General features: G+C 65.4%; 10 protein-coding genes. 6 read left to right on the forward strand and 4 right to left on the reverse strand.

Translation table 11 applies throughout. From position 1 onward, the window contains the following. Positions 1–69: 69 nt before the first annotated feature. Complete coding sequence (locus LPN01_RS19105; protein WP_410482779.1) at positions 70–729, forward strand: helix-turn-helix domain-containing protein; 660 nt, start codon at positions 70–72, stop codon at positions 727–729. Positions 730–822: 93 nt separating this feature from the next. Further along, positions 823–1,164 (forward strand): hypothetical protein, encoded by a 342-nt coding sequence (locus LPN01_RS03120; RefSeq protein ID WP_262826876.1) that lies wholly within the window; start codon positions 823–825, stop codon positions 1,162–1,164. A gap of 50 nt (positions 1,165–1,214) precedes the next feature. Here LPN01_RS03120 and LPN01_RS03125 read toward each other — a convergent pair whose 3' ends face one another. Further along, positions 1,215–2,087 (reverse strand): hypothetical protein, encoded by an 873-nt coding sequence (locus tag LPN01_RS03125; RefSeq protein WP_262826877.1) that lies wholly within the window; start codon positions 2,085–2,087, stop codon positions 1,215–1,217. A 134-nt stretch (positions 2,088–2,221) separates the two neighbouring features. On the opposite strand from LPN01_RS03125, the gene LPN01_RS03130 reads away from it, so the two are divergent. The 3 genes from LPN01_RS03130 to LPN01_RS03140 are packed head-to-tail and all read left to right on the forward strand — an operon-like array spanning position 2,222 to position 4,446. Further along, on the forward strand, positions 2,222–2,938 hold the full coding sequence (locus LPN01_RS03130) for a helix-turn-helix domain-containing protein (RefSeq protein WP_262826878.1): 717 nt from the start codon (positions 2,222–2,224) through the stop codon (positions 2,936–2,938). A gap of 5 nt (positions 2,939–2,943) precedes the next feature. Continuing rightward, positions 2,944–3,891 carry a nucleotide-binding protein gene (locus LPN01_RS03135; RefSeq protein WP_262826879.1) on the forward strand — a complete coding sequence of 316 codons (948 nt, stop codon included), beginning with the start codon at positions 2,944–2,946 and terminating at the stop codon, positions 3,889–3,891. Between the two features lie 48 nt (positions 3,892–3,939). Next, complete coding sequence (locus LPN01_RS03140; RefSeq protein ID WP_262826880.1) at positions 3,940–4,446, forward strand: hypothetical protein; 507 nt, start codon at positions 3,940–3,942, stop codon at positions 4,444–4,446. A 14-nt stretch (positions 4,447–4,460) separates the two neighbouring features. On the opposite strand, the gene LPN01_RS03145 is transcribed toward LPN01_RS03140, so the two are convergent. Next, positions 4,461–9,032 carry a hypothetical protein gene (locus LPN01_RS03145; RefSeq protein ID WP_262826881.1) on the reverse strand — a complete coding sequence of 1,524 codons (4,572 nt, stop codon included), beginning with the start codon at positions 9,030–9,032 and terminating at the stop codon, positions 4,461–4,463. 461 nt (positions 9,033–9,493) lie between these two features. On the opposite strand from LPN01_RS03145, the gene LPN01_RS03150 reads away from it, so the two are divergent. Next, complete coding sequence (locus tag LPN01_RS03150) at positions 9,494–9,754, forward strand: hypothetical protein (protein WP_262826882.1); 261 nt, start codon at positions 9,494–9,496, stop codon at positions 9,752–9,754. A 2-nt stretch (positions 9,755–9,756) separates the two neighbouring features. Here the strand turns inward: LPN01_RS03150 and LPN01_RS03155 are convergent, their stop codons facing one another. After that, entirely contained in the window at positions 9,757–12,549 is a 2,793-nt protein-coding gene (locus tag LPN01_RS03155) for a conjugal transfer protein TraG N-terminal domain-containing protein (protein ID WP_262826883.1), read from the reverse strand. Between the two features lie 70 nt (positions 12,550–12,619). Further along, positions 12,620–14,014 carry a conjugal transfer protein TraH gene (locus LPN01_RS03160; protein WP_262827062.1) on the reverse strand — a complete coding sequence of 465 codons (1,395 nt, stop codon included), beginning with the start codon at positions 14,012–14,014 and terminating at the stop codon, positions 12,620–12,622. Positions 14,015–14,068 lie beyond the last annotated feature (54 nt).

Genomic DNA, 14,068 nt, shown 5'->3' on the forward strand with positions numbered 1-14,068 from the left:
GGAGTTCGGCGCTACATGGCCTGCTAGCTAAAATCTGGGCACAACAAAATCGAGCGAGCGCTCGCCGACATGGTCGAGGCCGACCTGCTGGAGCTGATCGGGCGCGGCCAGACGGAGGGGCGGCGGCTGGACTTCAAGCGCGACCTGCCGGGCGGCGGGGTGTCCGAGGTCCGCGAGTTCCTTGCCGACGTGACATCCTTCGCGAACACTGACGGCGGCGACATCGTCATCGGCATGGAGGAGGATGGCAACGGGGCTGCGTCCGGGCTTCCCGGCGTGTCGACCGACGGCCTCGACAAGGCGATCCTGGCGATGGAGGGACGCGTCCGCGACTGCGTCGATACCCGGCTCCCGGCCTTCCACATTCACGTGGTGCCCTTGGCGAGCGGTCGTGCGGCGCTCGTCCTGCGGGTGCCGGCGAGCCTTCTGGCCCGGCACCGTGCAGTCTATGGCAAGATCAGCCGCTTTCACGCGCGGAACAGCCGAGATGGACACGACCGAACTGCGTGCGGCTTTCGAGGCCAGTGGCTCGGTGCCGCAGCGCCTTCGCGCGCTCCACGATCGCGCGGTCGCTCTGTCACAGGGGGGACCTGCCGTGCACGCTCGAGCGCGCGCCGACGATGGTGGTCACGGTGGCGTCCCTGTCGATCCTCCGAGAAGCGCGGGACATCCCGTTCACCCGCGAGACGGCGGTCCTGCCGCCAAATTCCGCCGGCGGCATCTTCATGACGGCCGGGCTCGAGGGCTATGTGGTCCATGCGCAGATCGGGGGACGACCCGCGGATCGCCCGCGCGTGGTCCTACAATCATCGTCGTGGATACGTGGACCATGCCTGGATCATCGGCGGAGTCCCCAACGGACGCCACTTGATCTGGCGCCGCTATGTCGAAGAGGCCATCATCGGTGCAGTCCGCGGTTCGATCACCCGCCTGAACAACTATGGCATCGATGGTCCCTGGGTCGTGATGGCGACGCTCATCAACGTGAAGGGGTTCGCGGTGATCATGGGTGACGACTACCTGACCGACGCCGCTTGGCAGGATCCCGCCTTCCTCGGCCAGATTACCGACGATCACCTCGCGCCGGCGTCACTCAAGCCGATGCTCGTCGCGTTCTGGCGGGTGTTCGGGGTCGATGTTTCGCCGGAACTGTCAGAGGGCTAGTCGCGAAGGGGCTGTCGCCAACATTCCCATTCCGAGCGGTAGCGCCCGCCTCAATATTGGTCGGGAGCGTGGCCGAATGCCGCCCATCGCTCGGCTTCCCGCTCCGCTTCTAGATCCTCCAACGGCACCTGCAGCTCCCTGAAGTCCAGATCATACATCGGCAGTTGCCAGTAGCTCCATATCGGACGGATCAGGTCCTGCGTGGCGTGGCTGCGCACCAGACCTTCGGCGTGCAGGCGATCGACGAGCGACCGCAGCAGCTGCCGGTTGTCGTCATAGCCCTCGATGCCGGTGAACGATCTCGCGGCCCAGGTTTCGGAAACGGCTTGCAGGCCGGCGCGGGTGAGAACCCCGATCGCGTCGAGGGCGCGTGCGAGCCGGAGGACAAGCGGTTCGTCGGTGAAGGCGCCTCTGCCGAACACCTGTGGCTGGTTCCAGATCGGGGCGCCGTTCTCGTGGATCTCGATGTCGGCATACATCGCACTCTCGCGCGCGTAGCGGTTCCAGTTCGGCATGATGATCTCGCCGGCATAGCCTTCGAGACCGTGCGCCCGCCGCCACTTGTCGACATAGGAACGCAGCTCAGTCACGTTCACCGGCTTCCATCCCTGCGCGTCGGCGTAGATCAGCCGGCCGAGATGGCTGTAGTAGGTCCGTATCACCTGTCCGCAGGTCTGGGCGACGCGAGAGGGCGGGCATCGCACGAGGTCAATGAGGATCAGGATTTTGGCGGCCTCTTCCTCGCAGAAACCTTGCAGCACCTGCGACTCCCGGGTGCCTCCGAGCTGGGTCGCCGCGGCCCAGAAGCCCTCGGCGCTTTGCAGGATGATCGGCAGGCCGTCTGCGATCAGATCCAGCCGGTCCGCCGGGGCGAGTCTGCAGAGCACCGAAGCCTGCTTGTTGCCGAACGCCACCTTCGCCATCTCGACCGTCCTTCTCGCCGCGCCCCGACCCATGATGGGTGCCTGATGCCTCCCTGAAGTGGTGTGATGTGCTCCGGCTGTGAGACTGCCATCGACATGGAGGTGACCTTGTGATTGCTTGCGGCACGATGGAGATGAGTGACAAGATCAAAGCGCTCAGGGCGAAGCACGCGATGACGCAGGAGGATCTCGCGGCCGTGGCGGGTATCGGCGTCGCCACGGTGCAGCGCGTCGAGCGCGGCGACCGCCCCGGTCCGAATACCCTTGCCTCGCTCGCGGCGGCGCTCGGCGTGCCGGCAGCTGACCTCGGCGACGACGTCCCCGACACCGAGACCTTCGAGCCGTATGTCGCGCTGGATCAGATAACCGGTGGCCGGCAGCTTGTCGCGCTGCTGCGCGCTGGACCGAACATCGATTTCGGCTTCTGCGAGCTGGACAACCTCGACGACGCCCGCGCCATCGAGCTGTTCCAGAACTTCTGCAGCGAGGTCGCTGCACAGGCGGGATCATTGTCGCCTGTCGCTCAGGTCGCCCGCGAAATCGAGGCGAAGGACAGTCTGAAGAAGCTCGCCGATCGCGGCTTCATGGTCGGTGCCGGCGGTTTTGACGTGAAGGCCTACGAGGTCGACGATGACGGGGGGGCTGGCCTGGCGGTGATATTCGGCCAGTGGGACGAGACGCGGACTGCGCTGCGGGTCGGTCGCCGAGCCGACGAGATCGCTCGAGCACACGTCCTTCGCACACTCGGCTTGTATGAGAATGTGACAGGGGGTCTAGTCCAGCCGCCGTCACCGGCGGTCGCTGACCAGTGGGGCAGCTTCGGCGCGCAACCCAGCCAACAGGAGGCGTGAGGCGGATGTTCAACGTGATGGTGACCGCCAGCGACAACGCCTGGGAAGAGGGTGCCTATATCTGGGACCGGACGCGCGTCCTCGAGCACACCGACGACGCCATCCGCGAACCTTTGCGGGCGCTGACCGGACCCATCCTGGAGGAACTGGCCAAGCTGCCGACGCTCTTCATGTATGAGCAGAGCGCCGAGGGAACGCCCCGCGTTGGGTTCATCCGGCGCATCCAGCAGCGCGGCTCCGAGATCCGCGTCATCTTCGAGTTTGACGAGACGGTGCAGCCGCTCACCTCCCAGGCCATTCTCGACATGCGGTGGGACCTGCACCTCGACGATTTCGAGTTCAGCCGGACGCATTGGGCGGTGAAGGACGGGAATCTGACCGAGATCCTGCGCGACCACGGTCTGGCGGCAGTGGAACCGCCCGTTGTTGACGCGCAACCTGATGCGGAGCCCGCGCCACAGCCGGCCGTCGAGGTGACGCCCGCCAAGGTGTTCCTGGTGCACGGGCGCGACGAGGCGGCGAAGCACTCGGTCGCGCGCTTCCTTGAACGCCGCGTCGGTGTCGACGTGGTGATCCTGAGCGAGCGCCCCAACCGCGGCCGCTCGATCCTGACCAAGTTCCAGGACGAATCCGGTGGCGCGGCGTTCGCAGTAGTGCTGATGACCGGCGACGATCTCGCCCACCTCCGCCCCGAGATGCTCGCGGCAGGCGAGCAGCAGGGCGCGCCCGTTCCGCGTCCAAGGCAGAACGTCCTGTTCGAGATGGGCTTCTTCATCGGTCGGCTCGGGGTCGACCGCGTGTGCGCGCTGGTCTCGCCGGGCGTCGAGCGTCCATCCGACTACGACGGCGTGGTCTTCGTGCCCTTCGATGACCAGGACGGTTGGCAGCGCAAGCTGGTGACGGAGCTCCATGCCGCTAATGTGCCCGTCTCAGCCACCTGGTGGCAGGCGTGACACGGCGGGTGGCGGTCGGGTGATCGCCCATTCGGTAAGGGCCTGACCATGGCGACGCGGGAGCAGCTCTATGCCAAGTTCGGCGAGACCGCCGAGGCTGCGCAGCTGTTCGAGACGGAACTCGCCACGCTGCTCCTCTGCGTGCAGGGCCTCGAGCAAGGATGGCACGTGGCGCCGGACGGCGAGGCCGCCGCGAAGGTCCTGCACGACATCGACCGGAGCACACTCGGCCAGCTGCTCGCGAAGCTGAGGCTCAGTTTCAGTTTCGACGAGGCGGTGACGGAGCAGTTCGCCTCCGCGCTCAGTGCGCGCAACCGGCTCAACCACGGCTTCTATGAACGCCACAATTTCGCGATCCAGACCGACGGAGGACGCGATGCCATGCTGGCGGGTCTGTCAGCGCTCCACGATGAGCTCTTCAACGCCTGGCGCATGGCGGATCGGATCAGCACCGCGTTCCACGAGGCATTCCTGCACGCGCGCAGCGAGGTGACCGGTGGGCCGACGCCTGCTGCGGGTGGCACCCCGCGTCCCGAACCCCAAGGCGCCGGCTGACCGACGGCCAGCTGTCACCGCATGACCTCGTTGATGAGGCTAGTCGGCCGGCGCTGGCCGAGGAACGTCTTTGCGGCGTTCTCCGACATCTTCTCGGCCGATTTGCCCAGCCGCTGCGGCATGTCGCCGCCGACGAGTCTGAATTCGGGATCGCGGCGCGGCGATGGGCTGAGCAGCTGCCGGCGGTCGGCGGAGGCGATACCCAGTTCCATGAAGCGCCACCGCTCGTGAGGGTCGTTGGCCGCCGAAGCGAGCGCGAACCAGTGCGCCGAATGCGCGGCACGTTCGTATCTCGCACGCGCGGCGCTCGCCGCTCCGCCGAGAAACCCGCGTCCCCACTCGCGACCGAGCAGTTCGTCGGAATGCGCGTTGGCGGGACGGAACGAGGCCGTGGTGATTGCCAGCGCGTGGTCCGCAGCAGTGTCCGACGCGAGACGCTCGTCGATGAAGCGGTCGAGCCACTCGTTCGCACCTGCCGCCACGGCGGCGAGCGTCAGGCGTTCAATCGCCCTATCGTCGAGGGCGCCGCGATAGGCATCGAGTCTAAGTCGGTCGATCTCTGGCGACGAGGTCGCGGAGAACAGCGCGAGGTGACGGAACTCGTGCTTCGCGTCGCCGACCTGCACGACGAGATGCGACTCCACCGACCACAGATGCCCGAGGACTCTGGCCGCGAGATCCGGGTCGATCTCGGCGTAGTTCTGAGCCAGCGCGAAGCCTAGGTTCTGCAATTGCCGCAGGACGCGGTGATCCTCCGTTCGGAGGATCGTCCGAAGCCATCCAGCGTATCGCTCGCTCTGCTCGTTGGCGAGTTCGGCAAGGCCGATGGTATATGGACGGCGCGCGAAGGCTATGGCGCCTTCGCTCATCAGGCTGGCCATGAAGCGGTCGACCTGGTCGCTCAGCAGCTTCCGGCGATTGGCGAACTTGGCACCAGAGGCGTCGCTCATCTCCTCGTTGAGCGCCTCGATGGCCGCCACCGGGTCGTCGGGCCTCTTCTCTCCTCGATCGACTAGTTTCAAGCGGGTTTCGGCGGGATCCTCGCCCACTTCGAGCACGATGGTGGCATCACGCGGCTCTTCCACGTCAAGCGGTTCCACCAGGTCGTCGATGACTGTCTCGATGGTGTCCGCGAGCCGGTCGCGTGCTGCGGGCAGCCTTGCCGCGACCCAGTCGAGATGCTCGACCGGCACCTCCTCCACCAGATCGACGCGAGCGCGCCGGCCGATGGCGCTGGCGATCGCGCTTCGCACTGCGCTCGCGCGCCAGCTCTTGTCCTCGCGTGGGGGCGCGTCGAGCGCCATCACGGCATCGTCCAGGCCTGCATCGTTGCGATTGCGCGCGAACTCGGCTGCGGCGGCGGAGACCTCGGCGTCGTCGCTGGCGAGGCACCTGGCCACCATCTCGCGCAACTCGTCTGTTACGTCGGTCGTCGAAGAGGCCAGGAAGAGGAGCGTGCGCTCCAGTATCCTTGGATCAGCGTCCATCACCTGTTCCAGACGGGCCTCCGATTCCGCGCCGGAAAGCGGCTTCGCCAGCGCCGCGTAGCGGAAGTAGTAGGGCGCGCGGGCGGGCAGCGACTGCAGCAGATCGAGCTGCTGTCCTGCGTCCAGCGTCGGCATGACGCCCTCGACCAACATTCCTGTGACGAAGTTCTCGTCGCCGTCCGGAACGAGCGCGGGGTTCTCCGCGATGTCGGCGATCCGCTTCCGTGTTGCGGCGACCGCCTCCTCGCTCATGACCTGGGAAAGCCACGGCATGTGCCAGCCGAGTTGACGCAGCGGCATGTCTGTTCGCGTCGCGATCGAACGCGCGAGCGTGTCCAGGATATTCCTGAAGCCGGCCGGGTCGAACCGGATCAGCAGGTCGTGGTTGCGCTCAAGGTCGTGATCCTCGGGCGTGGTCCACATGCCGCTCCAGGTCTGGTTTGCGTCCAGACCCGCGATGCGTTGGGTCAGATCGTCCACGCCCTCCGGCGCCTCCGTCGCGGGGTCCAGCGGATCGGGTCGGTCGTTCCGGTAAAAGACGCGGTCGGCGCGCGGGCTGAGGGCCTGGGCCTCCTGCTCCGCGTCGAGCGAGCCGAGCAGCCGAAGCGCGCAGGCCGCTGCCTCCAGCGCGTGCTCGGAGGTTTCGCCGCGCGTGAGCTCGGCGATCTCGGACCGCACGGCCGCGGCGACCTCTGCAGGATCGACGCGGTTCAGCCGCACGACCCAGGAAAGATCCTCGTATGGCGAGTGCGTGTTGCCAGCGAGCGTATAGACGAAGGCGAACGCGACGATGCCGCTCGCGAACTCTGCCAGCGGGCGTCCGTAGAGGAACAGTGCCGCGGCCGAGGCCAGGCCTGCCGACGCTGGGAGCTCGGTGCACCGTTCGGCGAGGAACCGTCGCTTCGTTTCGGTCATCTGGGCCAGTCGCGCCTCTACCCGCGCGTCATGCTCCTCTTGACGCCTCGCGCGGCCGGATCCGTCGCCGTTGTCGGGGAGCCTTCGCGACCAGGTGCCCAGCCACCGGTTCATGCGCGCCCTGAACGCTTCGGCGACGCTGTCGCGCTTCGCGGCATGGAGAAGTAGCTGAAGGAAGCGGCCATCGTCGCGCTCGGCGTGCCTGGTTTCCCAAGCGTCGATGAAGGGGTCCGGACGCGCCGCTACGTAGGTCACGAGATCCTCGAAGGCGTCGTCGCCCAGGTTCTGCAGCGACATCCATCCGCTGGTCAGAGCGGCAATTCCGCGACGCGGATAGTTGGCGTCGAGCGTCGCGACGGCGATCGCGGCCGTCAGGATGTCCCCGACGGTATCGAAACCGCGGATCGGGTCGATGATGCCGTCCAGCGCCTCGTCGAGATCCTCGACGCCGTCGCGAGCGGCGGCGCCGAGCTCGTCGGCGACGAGAAGGCCGAGCGCGAAGTGGAGCGTCTCTTCGCGGAACTGGTATCGCCGGCTCGAGCTGTCGAAAAATTGACCTTCCTCAATGTCGCTCAGGTCGTGGGCAGGGTCGCGGCCGTCCTGCCGCTGGGACGCACCCGAGCGGCTGCGCCACTCGTTCCTGTCGAAGTCGGTGCCGGGCCTCTCGCGGTATTCCCGCGCATGACGCACCAGCAGGTCGCGGAAGTCCTCGTCGTTGTGGCCGACGAGGTCGTCGCGTTCGCGGAGCCGGTGACGCCAGTACTCGAGCAACAGCCTGTCGATGCTGAGATCCTCGATGCCGGACAGCTGCGGCAGCAGTCTGAGCGCCAAGGCGCAGATGCGCGGGTTGCGCATGAACTGATTGAGGCGCGGCGGCAGCGCCGCGGGGTCCACCCCGTTCTTGCCGAGCACATCCGCGAACTCATGGTCGTCGTAGTTCTGGATGTGGACCGCTACCACCGTCACATAGGCCGGCAGCCGATCTGCCACATCCCGGTTCCAGTAACCTTCACGGCATGTCGCGATGACGACGCCGCCAAGCGAGTGCACTGCCGGCATGAGCGTCCGAAGGATCGCCGCCCACGGCTTGCCGCTTGTCTCGTTCAGACCATCGACGAGGACGACGAACCGGCCGCGGGTATCCCCGCCCTGCGACCAGCGTTCCAGTCGGCGGCGCCAGCGCGCGATGGTCGGCGCATCCCTCCTCGAATCCTGATGCGCCGCGAGGCGCGCCAGCATCTCGAGCGCCTCCTCCGTGTCGGACAGCTGATCCGCAATGCGGCCAACGGACAGCATGAGGATCGGTCTTGGAGCCGCGGCCAGCCACCAGTTTGCGACCGACCACGTCTTGCCTGATCCGTCTCCCCCGAGCACCGCGACCAGTGAGTCCCCCTCGACGTCAGCCGCTGCCGTGGCGATCGCCGCTCCTATGGCGGTCTGGATGGTGGGTCGGTCCGCAATCAGCGCCGGTGTCTCGAGCGGCGTCAGGAACTGTGAGAAGTTCCGCTGCGCGAGCTTGCTGCTCGCGAAATTGCGCTCGCACCATTCACCGCTCTTGCTGCGGAACGCGTCGAGCCCGAGCAAAGCCGGTGAAAGCTGGGCCTGCAGTTTCGAGAGGCTGGCATCGAAGTCCGGATCGCCGGCGATGTCATCGAGCCCGGCGGTAAGGTCGGCGAGCTGGGGCGGGTCGAGCAATCCAGTTGCCCAAGCGACCACTTCGATCCTGACGGCGGCGAGCAGCACGGCCAGCGGCGGAAGGCCCGTGTCCGTCCAGTCGAGCGTGAGGAGCGTGATGCCCTGGCCGTCGAGAATCTCCTCGAGCTGGCGCTGCGTCGGCTCACTGACCTCTACGGTTGCCGCCAACGCCCAGAGGTCGATGCCGCCGGCCAGCACCCCGGCCGCGAGCGCGGCCTTGCCCACCAGTTCCTGAAGGGGGACGCTCTCCTTGTAGCGTTTGGCCTCCATGGCGATCGAGAACGGCGCGTTGGGTGTCGCCGCGTCGCGCCCGAACTGCGCCCCCGAGCGGGCTAGGCGGAAGGTCAGGCCGGTTGTTTCCGCCAAGACATGCGCGATCAGGCCCTCGAAGCCCTTAGGCCCGGCGGCAGGCTCCCAGAGTCGCAGCACATCGTGAAGCGCTAATCGAACGGCGGCGGAGGGCGTGGGCGTGGTGGTCGTTGTCGACATGCAAACGTCCTAGTGCGCCCGCGCGCACCCGCAAGCGAGGGGGCCAGAACGGTCCAAGGCAGATCAATCCCCCGAGGGTTGTGGAAGTGTCGATCCGGTCCTCTCATGCCGCGCCACATGGCGTAGAGTTCTTCGTCTTCGAGGCAAACGCGATCGTCGAGCGTGCGCGCAAGAGGGCACATGCGTCCGCTTACGCCCTCTTGGCTCCGAAAGCAGCCGTTCCGGTATCCACCCAGAAAAGCCCGTGCCGGCGCTCCCGCGTCCGAAGCGGCACTGCTATCTTTGGTACCTGCCTCCGTTGAGCACTGAGTACGTCGAGGCTCCAAAGCGGTGCAGCTTCTCAACTTGCAGCCCGACGCGCACACCCTGCCCGAAGAGCAGAGCCAGCGGAGAGGATCGAATTCCACTCGCGACAAGGAGGCACATCAGATATGCTGCCGATATCAACGAGGCTCACGGCGATGTCTGATCCTGCAATTGACGCTCAGGTCCATGCGCATGCTGATCGCCTGCGAGCGTTGGAGAACGAAGCCGCTTGGCAGCGCCGTGCAGCGAGCGATGACGGGTTCGACGGAATTCGCGAATACAGCCGAGCCTGGCACGAGAACCGGTCGACCGCCTATTTGCTGCGGAAGAGTTGGACTGACCCCGTGAACCGCTGGTTCATCATTGCGGTGGTTGTCGGCATTGGTGCGATCTGGACTTACCTACTTACTCAATAGCATCAGTCTCGTTTGAGAGGAGATAGAGGCACGGACCTGCTCCATTCTCTGACTTGTTCTACGCCGTCTTTCCCCGGCTGCCGCTCGGCGATAGAAGTATCTTCTTCTCGGACCTGTCGATTTCTTTCGATCTTGTCTTTCCCTCGCCCTTGAGCATGGACTACCTCGCCGCGGATATCGTTAGCTCGGCCGAGCAGATCTTCCCCTCCAGGCGCGCCTGCTAGCGTTGGGATGGATTGAGAGGCAAGGGTGCCTCCGGCACGAATATCATCAATGTTGGATATCGAGGGTTGGGTTAATCCATCCGAATTCGGTGCCAACAATTGACCTGCTATGTCGGCGCGCATGTCCGCTCCGACATGTTCGATATACTTCGACATTAACAGGTCGCGTTCGAGCACGACCTGAGGATCGGTGCTTCTCCAGTGGGTTCCGTTCGCCGGGTCGAATTGCCGGTACACCAGTGGCGTGCTTGCAATTTCCGCGCGTGCGAATGCAAGAAAGGCGTCGCTGGTATTAAGCGAACCACTAACTCCCTCGCCATCTTGCGTGGACCACCGCGCCTCAAGCCGGTTTGCCTCTTCATAGAACCGGCGCGCTTCTCGGCTGAAGTTATGCGCTTCCGTCATGCTAGAGCTGATCCCGGAGGCGCTGCTCGATATATCTGAACGGGAACTCGTCTCAACTGACCGACTAAATGCATCGCGGTTCTCGGACCAACCGCGATTGGCCGACCAGCTTTCCAGCGCATCCCGGATTCTTGATCCTTCACGAGATACCGATGCCGTGTCACCGTCTGTCCATCTCTTCGACATCCCGGCGCTACCCGTCGCGGAGACACCCCCAGAAAAGACGCCAAAATTACCTCCCGCACCAGCGGTTAAGCTTGCCGACCCGCTCACAAACTTCTCTGTCGCAATCGAGTCTGCCACCTCTGCACGCAGCCCGAACCGACTCTGAAGCATGCGTGATGCCTGATCGACCTCGTTGAAGCTGCTGGTGATGTTCGAGCGATCCTCGGCGCCATAGCTGTTAGCGATCGACTGGTCGTTGCTGACCGCATGGCGGAACTCGTTGAACCGGTTGACGGCGTTGCTCACGCTTTCACTGGCTTGGTTGGACAGCGTCTCGCCGCGCGTACGGGTCTCACTCGCGACACGTGAGGCCTCGGTCGCAACTGACTGCGTCACCTGTGGGCTGAACGGCAGCTTAGATACGGGTACGTCGAGCAGGTCGTTGGCGGCGAAGCTTGTCGATAGCGTGCCGGTTTCGTTAAACGCGCGGGTCTGCGCCGCGCCATAGGTGAAGCTCGGCGCCTGGTTCCACTGATCGTGCTGGCGCGTCTGGATCGTCTGGTTGTCGAAGCTGGCGTTGCCGACGCCAATGTTGCCGGTCGATGCCTCGCGAGCGGCCTCCTCGGCTGCGTTCTGAGAAGGGTTGAGGTAGCTGGTCGCCTGGCTCGAAATCGCCATCGCGCCCTTCGCAATGCCGCCGGCCAGGAACGGGATGGATGCTACGAGATAGCCGGCAAGCATGCCGATATCGTCATTGGCCTCACTCATGCTCGTGAAGCTCGCCAGCGTGAGCCCGTTGCCGCCCCCTGCCCCGGCCACCTCCGACGCACCCTTGAACATCATGACCATGTGCAGGATTACGTAGAGCGGTCCCCAGGCCGCGAGATAGAAGAAGCCGGTGACATAGCCCCGCAGCGCCAGCGGGCCGCTCTTGGGCATCAGGAAAAGCGGGAATAGCACTGGGAATAGCGCGTAGAAGACGACGGTCAGCACGATGTTGAGCACCGGCACCCACTTCATCGCCGAATGCGCGATCGAGCCGTAGGTCCGCTTGGTTTGGATTTCCGCGCGGGTCTGCGCATAGACATCGACGCTGCCGGTGCCGGTTGCGCCCGCGGCCGAGTGCATCGCCTGGCTCATGGCGTTGATTGTCAGCGTCTGCTTGAGGATCTCGCTGGCGGAGGCCGAGACGCCGGTCAAATAGCGATAGGCGACGGGAAGATCGGCGAACAGCTTAGCCTTGGCGAGCTCGGCGCTCTGCCGCGGGTAGAGCTGCCGTCCGAAGACACGACCGAGATCGTCCGTCATACCGGCCCACTGCGTGCTGAGCGTCGTGTACGCGTCGCGGCAGGTCTCTATTGAGGAGGTGACCGCCCCGCCAGCATCTCGGGTCAGGAAGCGCTGCGCCCGCGCTTGGCTACCGGGTCCGATCGCGCCCCAGATATCCGGCGCGTTGCTCAGCGTCTCCATCGAGTAGCGACCGAGCAGCACGTCATAGAAGACGCACTGCCGGAAATGCTCATCGAGATTGGCGGCGAACTCGGAATCATTGATGCGCAGGTTCTGCGTCGCCTCGAACAGCCGCGAGCCATAGATCATGCCATTGCGGCTGTAATCGAGGTCCCCCGGCAACCCGAACACGAGCTCTGCCGAGCCGACCAGATAGTCACCCACCTGCGAGGTGAAGCTCGCCATCATTGCCAGCCCGAGCGGCACGTTTGCGACCTGCGCCGGCGCGAGGCTCGGATTGATGCGATCGGTGACGTGGACATCGAGTCGCGGCACCATCAGCACCATGTACATGAGCGTTGCCTGCAGAAACCAGTTCAGCCAGGCGCGCCAGTCGGCGTTGAACGCGACGATCAGCACCGAATAGCCCAGCCCCATCACCATGCAGACCTGGAGCAGGCTCTTGTAGCCGCCGTCTCCCGTCCAGGCCGCAACGGCGTTGAGCACGTTCACGACATACTCGCCGCCACCGATCGTGAAGAGTTCAACCATCGCCATTGTCCGTGCTCATCTTGGAGGTTGGTGGATCACCGGCGCTGCGCCCCGGCGATCGGCGGCACGCCTAGTTCAGCCCGCGCGCGCTCACGCCGCGCGACCAGTCGAGCGCCGCCGCCATGCCGGGCGACATCGAGTTGGCGAGCACGTTCTCGAGGAACTGCGTCTTCTGGATGATCGCCATGATGGCGGTGATCCGCGCTTGCGTGGTCTGCTGCCGGTCGGCGAGCGTCGTCCGCGCGGTGTTGATCTGCGCGCTCCACGCCGTCAGCTTGGCCTCGTCGGCCGCGATGAAGCTCGCCTTCGACTTGCCGACCTCGCTCACCAACTGGTCGAGGATGGCGTAAAGCAGGTCGATCGAGGCGATCTCGGCCAGGGTCGAGCGATCGTCGGTCGAGAGCCCGCGGGCATAGGCCGCCTGCACGGTCAGGATCTTGTAGAGTGGCACCGAGGCGATCTGCAGCAGCTCCTTCTGCTCGGGCGTGATCGCGCTGTCGGTGCGGATCGCATCGACCATGCCGTCGATGAGCGCGGTCACCCGCGGGCGGATCGCTTTGACGGTCGGCACATCGAGTGGCTTCAGGGTCGGGCTGAGGCACTGGTCCTCGGTGTCGCAGGCATAGACCTGGACCGCGCTCGCGCTGGTGCCGTCGAGCAGCGCAGTGACGAGCGTTGAGGTCGTGTCGCCCGTCAGCGGCTGGAACCGCCCTGGGTCACTATCGGTCGGCGGCACGTAGATGATCGTGCCGACCATGGTCATCACATATTCGGCGAGCTCGCGGTCGAAGCTGCCGCCGGCGTTGAAGAACTTCGAGCCCTTCAGCACATGCCAGGTGTAGTTGCGCGGCACCGCCGAGTTGACCGCATCCCACTTTGCGGGGTCGGCGCCATCGATGGTCGAGCGACGCTCGCCCTTGTTGCCGCAGCCATGCTTGGCGGCCGCATAGTCCGAGAAGATCCCGTCCGAGTTGCCGATCGCTTCGCAGATCGCCTTGTCGGCGAGATCGCCCTTCGGCCAGACCGACCCGACCAGCGCCTGGGCGGCCTCGCAGCTCGAGATGTTAAGCGCGTTCATCATCTGCGCCTTTTGCGCAAACTCATCCATGACCTTCGAGCATTCGGGGCAGACGGTGTCGATCGCGAGCTTGAAGGCGAAGCCGACGGCGTTGTTCGCCACTGCCTTCAGCATCGCGACGATCTCGCTCGCGTTGATGAACGAGAAGGAGCCGGCGAACAGATCGATGCCGCCGCAGCCCGCGCGCGCCGAGGGCAGCTGGAGATTGGCGAGGTTGGTCGTCTTCTGGGGGAAGCGCGTCCATACGTTGCCCAGGCTGTAATAGCCGGCCGACTGCCCCTGAAACGCGCTTGGGCCGGTGACGTTAGCCGCGCCGCCAGCGTCGCGGACGAAGTCGTCCATTGCCTTGGCGACCTGGGCGCTTGCGGGCGCGACCGGCACGATCATCGGCACGAGCGCGCCGGCGACTCCGATGCGGCAGCCGAGTGCGACGACGGTCAC

It is taken from the genome of Sphingomonas sp. A2-49 (assembly GCF_025548555.1).
Classification (GTDB): domain Bacteria; phylum Pseudomonadota; class Alphaproteobacteria; order Sphingomonadales; family Sphingomonadaceae; genus Sphingomonas.

Bases quoted from the DNA above. Each gene is read 5' to 3' on its own strand.
- LPN01_RS03145 (WP_262826881.1), bottom strand. From the start codon at position 9,032: ATGTCGACAACGACCACCACGCCCACGCCCTCCGCCGCCGTTCGATTA.
- LPN01_RS03160 (WP_262827062.1), bottom strand. From the start codon at position 14,014: ATGATCGTGCCGGTCGCGCCCGCAAGCGCCCAGGTCGCCAAGGCAATG.
- LPN01_RS03150 (WP_262826882.1), top strand. From the start codon at position 9,494: ATGTCTGATCCTGCAATTGACGCTCAGGTCCATGCGCATGCTGATCGC.
- LPN01_RS03140 (WP_262826880.1), top strand. From the start codon at position 3,940: ATGGCGACGCGGGAGCAGCTCTATGCCAAGTTCGGCGAGACCGCCGAG.
- LPN01_RS03155 (WP_262826883.1), bottom strand. From the start codon at position 12,549: ATGGTTGAACTCTTCACGATCGGTGGCGGCGAGTATGTCGTGAACGTG.
- LPN01_RS03135 (WP_262826879.1), top strand. From the start codon at position 2,944: ATGTTCAACGTGATGGTGACCGCCAGCGACAACGCCTGGGAAGAGGGT.
- LPN01_RS03125 (WP_262826877.1), bottom strand. From the start codon at position 2,087: ATGGCGAAGGTGGCGTTCGGCAACAAGCAGGCTTCGGTGCTCTGCAGA.
- LPN01_RS19105 (WP_410482779.1), top strand. From the start codon at position 70: ATGGTCGAGGCCGACCTGCTGGAGCTGATCGGGCGCGGCCAGACGGAG.
- LPN01_RS03130 (WP_262826878.1), top strand. From the start codon at position 2,222: ATGAGTGACAAGATCAAAGCGCTCAGGGCGAAGCACGCGATGACGCAG.